5 protein-coding genes are annotated in these 11,806 nt (G+C 49.9%); 3 read left to right on the top strand and 2 right to left on the bottom strand.

Going from position 1 to position 11,806, the window contains the following annotated elements:
• Positions 1-31: 31 nt before the first annotated feature.
• Positions 32-670: a dephospho-CoA kinase gene (coaE, locus tag ACN0YR_RS07680; protein ID WP_417848613.1), complete on the bottom strand. Its 639-nt coding sequence runs from the start codon at positions 668-670 to the stop codon at positions 32-34.
• 530 nt (positions 671-1,200) lie between these two features.
• Here coaE and ACN0YR_RS07675 point away from each other — a divergent pair.
• The 3 genes from ACN0YR_RS07675 to hpnE all read left to right on the top strand — a co-directional run bounded on the left by ACN0YR_RS07675 (position 1,201) and on the right by hpnE (position 10,565).
• Positions 1,201-7,368: an alpha-2-macroglobulin family protein gene (locus ACN0YR_RS07675; RefSeq protein WP_417848612.1), complete on the top strand. Its 6,168-nt coding sequence runs from the start codon at positions 1,201-1,203 to the stop codon at positions 7,366-7,368.
• Positions 7,369-7,598: 230 nt separating this feature from the next.
• Positions 7,599-8,990 carry a hypothetical protein gene (locus ACN0YR_RS07670; RefSeq protein WP_417848611.1) on the top strand — a complete coding sequence of 464 codons (1,392 nt, stop codon included), beginning with the start codon at positions 7,599-7,601 and terminating at the stop codon, positions 8,988-8,990.
• 144 nt (positions 8,991-9,134) lie between these two features.
• A complete protein-coding gene (gene hpnE / locus ACN0YR_RS07665) occupies positions 9,135-10,565 on the top strand; it encodes a hydroxysqualene dehydroxylase HpnE (protein WP_417848610.1) in 1,431 nt (476 codons plus the stop codon).
• Between the two features lie 35 nt (positions 10,566-10,600).
• On the opposite strand, the gene ACN0YR_RS07660 is transcribed toward hpnE, so the two are convergent.
• Entirely contained in the window at positions 10,601-11,653 is a 1,053-nt protein-coding gene (locus ACN0YR_RS07660) for a YihY/virulence factor BrkB family protein (RefSeq protein WP_417848609.1), read from the bottom strand.
• Positions 11,654-11,806 lie beyond the last annotated feature (153 nt).

Raw genomic sequence — 11,806 nt, 5'->3', positions numbered from 1 at the left:
AGCAGAAGAGAGTTGAAGTCGGGGTTCAAAATTAGTGATGCATTGCTTCGTAGCTATGGTTTTGTTTTATCCAATTTGCGAGTTGATTTGCGGTCGATTGGAGGTCAGTTGCGTTGGAAATTGTGATTTCTGCCCGGTTTTGTTTTTCTGAAAGGGAAAGTTGACTTGCTTCGCGTTTCCGAAATTCTTGTTCGCTCCACCCTCGCTGTTGGACTCGCTGCAATCGAACAGCTTCAGGCACATCGAGATAGACAATCGCGTCGCAAACTTCTGACCATCCCGCTTCGAGCATCAGCGCGGCGTCCAGGATAATTACGTCGCAATCTTGCTGATATTGGATTTCTTCGAGTTGATTCTCAAGGATTTTTCGAATCTCTGGGTGAACAATCTTCTCGAGCTTCGCTCTGGCAACTTGTTGAGCCCCCTGATTCCCAAACACCAGTTTGGCAAGATCGGATCGGACAATTTCTCCCTGCTCGTCAAAAATTGAATCTCCGAATGTTTTTCTCAGAGCGTCTTTGACTTTTTCATCCAATAAAACCCGATGGCCTGCAACATCTGCGTCCAAACGACGTACCGAGATCAACTTGCCCAAGGCTTCTGCCACGGCAGTTTTTCCGGAACCAATTCCACCGATGATTCCAATGACTGGAATCCGTGCAGCGGACATGAGGAATTATCCCTTGATGTATGAAGGTTGCTCTGGAACTGAGCCGAAAACCTGATCCTGGTCTCTCAAACGCTGTGAAAATCCATCATCACAGTAGCTTTCAGCGAGCGACCTGGAATTGAACGCAAACAGTGAATCGTAGTGGTGTGTGTTTTTGATGAACGATATGTGAATTCTGGAAATGAAATAGGGGGGAGTTGTTGAGTGTGAATTCACTCAAAATCGCGAATGGGAAGTAGTTTGACGATCCCTCGAACTGGTGAACTCGAAACTCCAATTTCGGTCATTGTTGCAACAACAGTGCACTAATTAACGTCTATCGTGCATCACAGAGATTGCGTTGTCAATCAAGAACAGAAAATTCTTACCCGAAAATCAAGAGGAGATGACTAGGAAATCACATGAAGAACGTGCATGATTCCAACTGACGGAAAGTTTTTGGAACTCTCGAAAAGCTAAACCGTCTCATGGATGGCAGCGAACTCTGCTCACTCTCGAATTCATTTCCAGCAGACGTATCAGGAAGAAAAATGTCCCGTCTCATCAAACCCGGACTAATTGTCGTTTGTCTCGCATTGACAGGAATGATTGTCACCATGGCAGCAGACAAGCCGATCCCGGATCTCCGTGCTGAAGCTGAAAAACTGATCCAGGATGGACAGTACAAAGAGGCCTACACGCTCTTCGAGCAACTCGCCAAAAACGAGAAAAACTCGGGACAAAATCTGGTCGACGATATTCAGAAATCGGTTCAATGCTTAAACCAGTTGCAGCGTCACGCCGAGCTTGACGACTTACTGGAGCAAATTCTTGAAGCGCATCCGGAAGACTGGCGGGCGTTTTGGTCAGTCGCTGAACAAAAGATGCAAAATGTCCATTATGGCTTCGTGGTCGCAGGGGAATTCAAACGGGGACAGCAACGAGGCGGCGGACAATACTCAGACGCCAGCGCGAGAGACCGTGTTCAGGCGCTACGATGGCTCGCAAAGGCGAATGAGCTGAAACCCGAAGGAGCCCCCGGTCCTTTAACTGCCAACTTCTACAAATTTTACGCTTCAGCTGTTCGAGATGGACGGCACGGAACTCAAGCCTGGTTACTTCAAGACCTGACCGATCTCGAAACACTCCCCGATTTCGTAACAGGCTACGGATACAGACAGGGAAGCCAGCGAACTCAAGGAGCACCTGTTGACGAGAATGGTGATCCCGTTTACTACGACATTCCAGAGTCATTTGAATCTGCCAGGAACGATGGAGAACGCTGGCGCTGGTTACTGGCTGAAGTGGCACAAGCCAATCCATCGCGAGAGAACGAAATCCAAATGGAGTTCGCTCAGTTTGCCCACCAGCAATTCGGTGTCCGTACACTTCAACAATGGGGGATCAGACTTCCGACAGCAGAATCTGAAGAAGAAAAGGAAACCGGGACCTGGGAACTCAGCACACTTGAAAACAATGAGACAATTTCCCAATTGGCCACCGGCGTTAAACGATTCACCCTTCGTGACGACTACAACTTCATCAGCCTCTTCAAAGGGCTGGCGGCGTCAGAGTCACGATCATACTCAGAGCCTGCATTCCAGCAACTCGCACAAATCTATGAAGACAGACAACAGTATCCTGAAGCTGCTTTAGTCTGGGCAGAATCGATCAGAAAACATGGTGATTCCAGAAACCAATACAAGCAAAAACGCCTCGACCAGATTGTCAAGAATTGGGGAGAGTTTGAGCCGATCACCACTCAACCCGCCGGGAAGGGAGCAACTATTGATTACCGCTTCCGAAATGGAGATCAAGTTTCCTTCAAGGCTTACGAACTGAACGTTCCTCTGCTTCTTGATGATGTCAAAGCTTATTTGAAGTCGAGCCCGCAGCGAATTGATTGGCAAAAAACACAGCTTGGCAACATCGGCTACCGAATTGTCCAGCAGAATGAGTCGAAATACCTCGGTAAACAGGTCGCTGATTGGAGACTCGAGCTTGAACCTCGCCCGAACCACTATGACCGTCGAGTCACAGTAACGACTCCGCTGCAGAAAGCGGGAGCCTACTTGCTCGTCGCACAGATGAAAGACGGCAATCTGAGCCGCATCATCGTATGGCTCGATGACACAGCCATCGTCAAAAAAAATCTCAATGGCAAGTCGATGTACTTCGTCGCTGATGCTGTCACCGGAGAACCGATTTCAAAAATGAAAGTCGACTTTTTCGGCTGGAAGCAAGAGCGTGTTGAGAACACGAAACGGCAATTCCGCCTCGTCACGCAGCAGCTTGCTGAGTTCACTGACAAGGAGGGAATGATTGAAACCGACGCAAAGCTAATGAACCGTGATTATCAATGGCTGGCAACAGCGAAAGATGACCGCGGTCGTTTGGCGTATCTCGGTTTCAGTAACGTCTGGTACAACCAATTTTCGGTCCAATCCTACCAGCAACGAAAAGCGTACGTTGTCACAGATCGCCCGGTGTATCGACCAGACCAGAAAGTTGAATTCAAGTTTTGGATGCGGGAAGCAAAATATGATCAGACCGATTCCTCGTTGTTCGCAAACAAAGAGTTCACAGTTCATATCCAAGACCCGCAAGGGACGGAAGTTTTCAAACTGAAAAAGAAAACGGACGAATACGGTGGTCTCGCCGGCGAATTCACGCTTCCGGAAGATGCGAAGCTGGGGCAGTATTACCTCTACATTGACCACAACCACGGAATTAGTGGCGGAAACCATTTCCGAGTCGAGGAATACAAGAAGCCCGAGTTTGAAGTCACTATCGAGACACCGGACAAACCTGCTGAACTGGGTGAAACGATTAAGGCGACCATCCAGGCGAAGTATTACTACGGAGCCCCGGTTTCAGACGCTAAAGTCACTTTCAAAGTCGAGCGATCACAGCACGATTCACGCTGGTTTCCCGTTACGCGATGGGACTGGCTCTACGGAAATGGCTACTGGTGGTACACCTCCGACTATGACTGGTACCCCGGTTTCAGTCGCTGGGGCTGTTTATCGCCTCGTCCCTTCTGGCAAAACTGGAACCCTAATCCGCCCGAACTTGTACTTGATCAGGAAGTCGAGATCGGCCCAGATGGAACTGTCGAATTCGAGATCGACACCTCACTTGCCAAAGCGTTACACGGGGACCATGACCACGAATATCAAATCACCGCTGAGGTCACCGACGCCTCTCGCCGAACGATCGTCGGTTCCGGAAAAATTCTTGTCGCTCGCGAACCGTTCAAGGTCTTCACCTGGACAAACCGAGGTCATTACCGGATCGGAGATACAATCACCGCGAATTTCCAGGCACGAACGATCGCAGGCTCTGGGGTTCAAGGAACCGGAAAACTTAAGCTCTTAAGAATCTCTTACGAAGGGGATCAGCCCAAGGAAACAGTTGTTGAAGAATGGGATCTCGACACGAACGCAGATGGGCAGGCGGAACAGAAAATCAAGGCGAACTCAGTTGGGCAGTATCGGCTTTCATACAGTGTCACATCAGACAACAGAACGATTGAGGGCGGTTATCTGTTTGTCATTCGTGGCGTTGGCTTTGACGGTTCAGACTACCGATTCGACGATCTGGAACTGATCACGAATCAAAAAACCTACAAGCCCGGAGATGATGTCGAACTTCTCATCAACACGAATCGTATCGGTTCGACCGTGCTGTTATTCGTTCGGCCGTCCAATGGAGTTTACGCAGGAAGACCTCAAGTTCACCGAATCGAAGGAAAGAGCAAAACAGTCAAGATTGGCGTTGTCCAAAAGGATATGCCGAACTTCTTTGTGGAAGCGATCACCATTTCAAACGGTGACCTGCATACTGCTGTTCAACAAATCGCAGTCCCGCCGGAAGACCGGGTGATCAATGTCGAGATTGTCTCCGATGAAGAACGCTACCTCCCCGGAGCGGACGCCAAAGTCAAAGTCAAACTGACAGATGAAACCGGCGAGCCGTTTGTCGGGTCCGTGGTGATGTCGGTTTACGACCGTGCGGTCGAGTACATTTCGGGAGGCTCGAATGTCCCGGAGATCCGTGAATTCTTCTGGAACTGGAAGCGAAACCACCGGCCAAACACCGAGCACAGCCTGGAGCGATACTTCGGTTTGCTCATGAAGCAGGGTGAAATCCACATGACAAACCTTGGTGCGTTCGGTGATGAAATCGCGAATCGAGACAATAAGAATCTCGATGCCATCAATGAACCGCAGGCACTTAGCATGAGTCCAAGAAGTATGATGCGGAAAGGAGGAGCACCAATGCCGGCAGCTGCTCCAGCAATGGAGATGTCCAGTGGAGATGCTGCAGGATTTGGTGGCGGTGGAGGTGGAGGCATCGGCAGCTTTGGTGCGAAAGCGCAAACGGAAATGGTTCAGCCGACTGTTCGAGAAAACTTTGCCGACACTGCATTCTGGAAGGCGGACTTAACCACAAACAAAAACGGCATTGCAGATGTTTCCTTCGAAATGCCTGAGAACCTCTCGGCCTGGAAAATTCGGGCATGGGGAATGGGACATGGCACCAATGTGGGCGAAGGCACCAGCGAAGTCGTCACCGCCAAGAATCTCGTCGTACGACTGCAAGCCCCACGATTCTTTGTGGAGAAGGACGAAGTCGTCCTCTCAGCTGTTGTCCATAACTATCTGGAGAACGAAAAAAGTGTAGAGGTTGCAATCAACCTTGAGGGCGAAACGCTTGCGTTAATGTCAGAAACGGATCGACAACGAACTGTCACAATCCCAGCAGGGGGAGAAGCCCGCATTGACTGGCGAGTTAAGGCCATCGCAGAAGGGACCGCAACCGTCACAATGCAGGCTCTCACCGATGAAGAGTCGGATGCGATGAAAATGGAATTCCCTGTTTTCGTGCATGGTTTCCTGAAAACAGAATCCTTTTCCGGTGTCATCAGACCGAAAGAGAAGAGCGGAAAACTGATCTTTTCTGTCCCGGAAGATCGCCGCCCCCAAGAATCGCGACTCGAAATTCGTTACTCACCTACGCTCGCAGGAGCCATGGTCGATGCACTTCCTTATCTTGTTGAGTACCCGTACGGTTGCACTGAGCAAACGCTCAACCGCTTCGTGCCGACAGTGATCACTCAAGGGATTCTGCAACGAATGAACCTCGACCTGGCAGCGATTCAGGAGAAACGCACGAATCTGAATGCTCAGGAAATTGGAGACGACAAAGAACGGGCGACGCAATGGAAACGCTTCAAACGAAACCCAGTGTTCGATGAAGCAGAAGTCGCCCGAATGGTGAAGAAGGGAGTTCAAGACCTGACAGCCATGCAAAACTCGGATGGGGGTTGGGGCTGGTTCTCTGGATACGGTGAACGTTCTTATCCACACACGACCGCTGTCGTTGTTCATGGATTACAGCAGGCCCAGAAGAATGATATTGCGATCGTTGACGGAATCGTCGAACAAGGCATCGCATGGTTGCAGAGGTATCAAGCACAGCAAGTTGAACTTCTTCAAGAAGGGCTTCGGCATGCCGACGACCCTAAGCGAAAAAAGCCTTACAAGACCCAGGCAAACAACATTGACGCATTGGTTTTCTCCGTTCTTGTGGAATCCAAAGTTGCCAACGAGGAAATGCAGCGCTTCCTCTACCGCGACCGATTGAAGCTCAGTCTCTATGCACAATCCCAACTCGGATTGGCACTCGACACGCTTGGGGAAGACGAGCAACGAGACATGATCGTGCGGAACATTGACCAGTTTATCACAGTCGATGATGAAAATCAGACTGCCTACATCGACATGCCGAACAACACGTACTGGTGGTACTGGTACGGGAGCAACATTGAAGCGAATGCCCACTATTTGAAACTCTTGGCTCGCATCAATCCAGAAGATCCCAAAGCCGCCGGACTCGTGAAGTACATCCTCAACAACCGAAAACATGGAACGTACTGGACCAACACTCGGGACACGGCATACTGCGTTGAAGCTCTCGCTGCTTACCTGGAAGCCACCGACGAACTCAGCCCAGAACTAACCGTTGAAGTTTGGGTCGACGGAGAGCAAAAGCAAACAGTGGAAATCACCAAGGAGAATCTGTTCTCCTTCGACAACTCGTTTATTCTCGAAGGAGAGGCACTGACATCAGGAGAGCATACCGTCGAACTGAGAAAGTCCGGCAAGGGACCGCTTTATCACAATGCCTACTTAACGTACTTCTCACTTGAAGACTTCATCACCAAAGCCGGTCTTGAAATCAAAGTGCAACGAAAGTTCTACAAGCTCGTCCAGAATAAAGAAGCGACTGCGACCGTTGCCGGAAGTCGCGGACAAGTTGTTGATCAGAAGAAGCTGAAGTACGACCGTGTCGAACTCGAAAACCTGGACGAAGTCACCAGTGGCGATCTGATTGAAGTTGAACTCGAAATCGACTCTAAAAATGATTACGAGTACGTCATCTTCGAAGACTTGAAAGCGGCCGGTGCGGAAGCTGTCGACCTGCAAAGTGGTTACACCAAAGATGGACTCGGAGCCTACGTCGAGTTCCGCGACGAACGTGTCGCCTTCTTCATGAGAACACTCTCACGTGGGAAGCACTCTGTCAGTTACCGACTACGAGCAGAAATCCCAGGACAGTTCAGTGCGTTACCAGCACGTGCATACGCGATGTATGCTCCAGAGCTGAAAGCGAACTCGGATGAAATGAAAATTAAGATTGCAGACGCAGAGTAGGGGACATTCAACTTGATCCGGCAGCTATTCGACAGCTGTTCCGCTGCTGCTCCATATTCAGTGAACAGGATGCAGTGAACACGATTCAGTGACTGACATTCAGCGAGCAGGCCAACGAGCCAGCGGAACACTTCGAGTCTAATGCCAATTCAAGTTCGTCAGGAGAGTAGTTCTGAATCAGGATTTGTCGTACATTTCAGTTGTCCGACCATCTTGATATCGAGCAACCTATGAAATTTTCCCAGTACCTCTTTGTCGCTGTCATCTGCAGTACGATTGGTCAACTCAGTTTCGCACAAGCGGCCGACGAGCCAGAGTTTCAACTCGCCTCGTTCTCGGTTGACGTGACGATTCCGTTGAATCATCGCTGCATGGGGTTGTTGCCGACCAAGTCGAAAACAATTGCGGATTCACTTGAAGCGATTGGATTCGTACTACTCAGCAGCGAAAAGCCTTTGGTTTATGTTGCCATCGATTGGTGCGAAATTCGTAACGGAGCATACGACCAGTGGCGAGACGGCCTCGCCGCAGCGGCAGGGACAACACGTGAGCGAGTCCTCGTATCGAGCTTGCATCAACATGATGCCCCAGTCACCGACGCGGACGCTGCAAAGTTGCTTGAAGAAGTCGGCCTCAAAGGAGAACTTTACGACGAAACGTTTCATCAACAGTGTATTCAAAATGTTTCCGCTGCACTTCAGGAAAGCCTGAAGACAGCCAGTCCAGTGACTCACATTGGAATGGGCAAAGCCAAAGTCGAGAAGGTCGCTTCGAACCGTCGGATTATCATGTCCAGCGGAGCTGTGTCATTCGGTCGCGGTTCGGCAAGCGGCGGAAAGAACTATCTTGCAGAAGCTCCCGAAGGCGAGATTGACCCGTATCTTTGGACTCTTTCATTCTGGAATAACGAGACTCCTCTCCTGGCATTGCATTCGTACGCAACTCATCCTATGAGCTATTACGGAAAGGGTGAAGTGACCTCAGATTTTGTCGGACTCGCCAGAAAAGCGATGCAGAAGAAGCACCCCAACATCAAACAGATTTACGCCTCGGGATGCAGTGGTGATGTCACCGCTGGAAAATTCAACAATGGATCAAAGCAGAGCCGAATTGATCTGACGAATCGGATTCTTGCCGGGATGGAAAAATCCTGGAAGGCAACGAAAAAACTTCCCCTCACTCAGGCCAAATTCGCAAACACAAAGCTCGACTTGAAATACTACGATCATGCAGGCCTTCAGCCGAAGCGGCTTCGAACGATCCTCGACGATAAATCTGCCCGTACTGAAGATCGAATTTACGCCGCCATGGGACTGGCAAGTTATGAGCGTGTGAAATCTGGTCAGCTGATCGATTTTCCATGCCTTGATTTCGGGCCAGCACAACTCGTTCTCTTTCCCGGCGAATCGTTTGTCGGCTACCAGTTGATGGCTCAGCAAATGCGACCAGATTCATTCGTTCTCTCAATTGGATACGGCGAATGTTGGCCGGGATATGTCCCCACGAATTCTGCATTCGCAGACAATTTCCAAGACAAATGGCTCTGGGTGGGACCGGGTTCAGAGAACCAGATGCGGGCAGCTTTACAGGAAGTTCTGCCCCCGAAGACTGTCGAAGAGTAATCACCCCAAGTTGATGCGACCGCTCGATCGCATTTCTTGAAGTGGCGAACAGCAAGTTCGCTGGTGAAATGCGTTCTTCACGGGCACGCGGTCGAGCAAACTGCTCTAATTTTTGAATTCATCTGTACGTAACCCTGAGTGACCATGACGACAGTTTCTTCTGGCAACCGCCGAGTCGCCATTATCGGTGGAGGGATCGCTGGGATTGCTGCTGCTTCGGCACTTGCAAAGTATGATTTTCGCGTTTCTCTCTACGAAGCGCGCAGCCAATTCGGTGGTCGCGCTGGATCGTATCACGATCAAAGTTCTGGAGAAGAAATTGATAACTGTCAGCACGTCAACATGGCCTGCTGCACGAACCTGAAAAAGCTGAGTAGCGATCTCGGCTTTCAAGACTGCTTCGAAACACAGAAGCAGCTTCACTTTGTTGCTCCAGATGGCGCGATCACATCTTTCAATGAAAGTTGGCTGCCGGCTCCGTTGCATTTAACTCTCTCGTTTTTGCGGCTCCCTTATCTCTCCTTCCGAGAGAAAAGGCTGTTCGGGTTAGCGGTCAAGGCATTGGCCAGAACTCCTGTTCAAAATTTAAGAGGCCGACACTTCGCCGATTGGCTGCGCGAACACAAACAGACGGATGCTCTCATCAAACGAGTCTGGGAAGTTGTTCTCGTGAGTGCTTTAAGCGAATCTCTGGAACGCATTGATGCCGCCTACGCTCAAAAAGTTTTCATCGATGGATTTCTGGCAAATCGAGAAGGGTGGCGCGTTGAAATCCCCACCGAATCGCTAGACGATTTGTATTCCAAGCGAGCCGCTCAAGCATTGCAGCGAGCGGGAGTTCAGATTCATCAGGAGCACAGATTACGTGAACTCCGCTGCGAAGAGAATTCCGTGCGAAGTGCATACTTTGCGAACGAACAGACTGCAGTTGCTGATGAATACATTCTCGCGGTTCCGCATCATCAGGTTCCTAAACTGCTCCCTGCCGAATTTCATGAGCATGCTACGTTGCAAGCAATCCAAAAGATTGAAACCGCTCCCATCACCAGCGTCCATCTTTGGCTGGACAGAAAAATCACACACTTACCGCACGCCGTACTTGTTGATCGTCTTTCTCAGTGGATGTTTGCTCGTCGAGCCGACCCTCAAGAGATCAAAGACGGAATTTTTCGATATCAAGTGGTGATGAGTGCCAGTCGCAGCCTCTCCGGGTTGAGTCAGGATGAAGTCGTTGAACGTGTCTTCAACGAACTTAAAGAGATCTGGTCCGACGCCGCTGACGCGAAGGTTGTCCACTCCCGAGTGATCACCGAAAAGCGAGCAGTTTTCTCTGTCACTCCAGGAATTGATGAGTTGCGACCGCAGCAACAATCATTCATTCCCAACCTGCAGTTCGCTGGGGACTGGACTCAAACCGACTGGCCTGCCACGATGGAAGGAGCTGCGCGAAGCGGCTATTTGGCTGCCGAAAACATACTGCGAAAGCATGGAATCCAAGATTCAGTATTGGAGGCTGGCCTGCCGAAAGCGATTCTCTCACGCTGGCTCTTTGGACTGAAGACTGCCCCGGATTAAGGACAAGAGTAGAGACGTTCTCGTTGGAGATGGTCTCACGTGGAGACTTTTTCAATCTTCCTGTTAGAGTCCTCTTCTCGCAAAAAATTGTTTCCGATAGGGACTCCGGCAGATGGATTTTGACTCAGAGGTTCTTTGTGCATCTCTGCTTTCGATTGCTTGTCGCCTTTGCATTGCTCGCCATCAGGTTTGACGTGAATCGTGTTTTCGACGACGTGAACCGCTCCCTCAGCGGGTTGAATTCCTTCACCCATTTCAAATGCCCACGCCTGTGTGAATTCAGCACCAAGCAGCAGGATCATCCCGGAATAATAGATCCAGACCAGTAAGAGAACGAGCGACCCGGCAACTCCGTAAACGGAGCCAACACTGCTGCTCGCAAAATATAACCCCATTGAAAATTTCCCGACTTCAAACAGGAATGAAGTCAGGAACGCACCGACCCAAACATCTTTCCACGCGACTTCCGCATCTGGTAAGACCTTGAAGATCGCTGCAAAGAGAGCTGTCATCATTCCAAAATTGACGACGAAGTTCACAGTCTGCAAACTCCATTCAGACCAGGCATCTGGCAAAGCCCATGAGCTGAGACTCGCAATCAAGGTCGTGAGAATCAACGAAACCAACAGCAAGAAAGCAACTCCCAGAACCATACCTAATGAGAGCAGGCGTTTTGAGACGAAATTCCAGACTCCACCTTCAGCGGGGTCGGGTTTTACTTCCCAAACTTCATTAAGCGCGGTTTGTAATTGAACCATCACCCCCGATGCACCAAACAACAAGGCGAGCACACCAAAAATGTTTGTCAGATAAGTCCCGCGCGTTGATCGTTCGCCAGTCCGCTGCAAAATTTCTTTAACTTGTTCAGCCCCTTCACTTCCAACAACGTTTCGAATTTCTGTAGCAACGCGCCCTTCGATATCACTGGGATCGAAAAAAATTCCGCAGATCCAAAGTGTCAGGATCAACAACGGGGGAAGCGCGAAAATTGTGTAGTATGCAAGTGCAGCCGAGACTCTCATGCAATTGTCTTGCATAAAATCCTGAAAGACTCTCTTGAGTATTTTATAAAGTCTGACAGCGGACATCGGTGATCTCGTCTGAACTCGCTTATGAAGGAAAGTGGCAGCAACGATACGATCGGTTGAACAATTCGCGATATTTTTAGCGTCTGCCTTTTCAGTAAATGTCACTTACATGAATTCACAGTTGACTCGCTGCGGGGCAAAATATGGAGGCAG

This window comes from Thalassoglobus sp. (genome assembly GCF_048270125.1).
In the GTDB taxonomy this organism is placed as follows: domain Bacteria; phylum Planctomycetota; class Planctomycetia; order Planctomycetales; family Planctomycetaceae; genus Thalassoglobus.
This window is presented reverse-complemented; position numbering and strand designations above follow the sequence as displayed.

Bases quoted from the DNA above. Each gene is read 5' to 3' on its own strand.
- coaE (WP_417848613.1), bottom strand. From the start codon at position 670: ATGTCCGCTGCACGGATTCCAGTCATTGGAATCATCGGTGGAATTGGT.
- ACN0YR_RS07675 (WP_417848612.1), top strand. From the start codon at position 1,201: ATGTCCCGTCTCATCAAACCCGGACTAATTGTCGTTTGTCTCGCATTG.
- ACN0YR_RS07670 (WP_417848611.1), top strand. From the start codon at position 7,599: ATGAAATTTTCCCAGTACCTCTTTGTCGCTGTCATCTGCAGTACGATT.
- hpnE (WP_417848610.1), top strand. From the start codon at position 9,135: ATGACGACAGTTTCTTCTGGCAACCGCCGAGTCGCCATTATCGGTGGA.
- ACN0YR_RS07660 (WP_417848609.1), bottom strand. From the start codon at position 11,653: ATGTCCGCTGTCAGACTTTATAAAATACTCAAGAGAGTCTTTCAGGAT.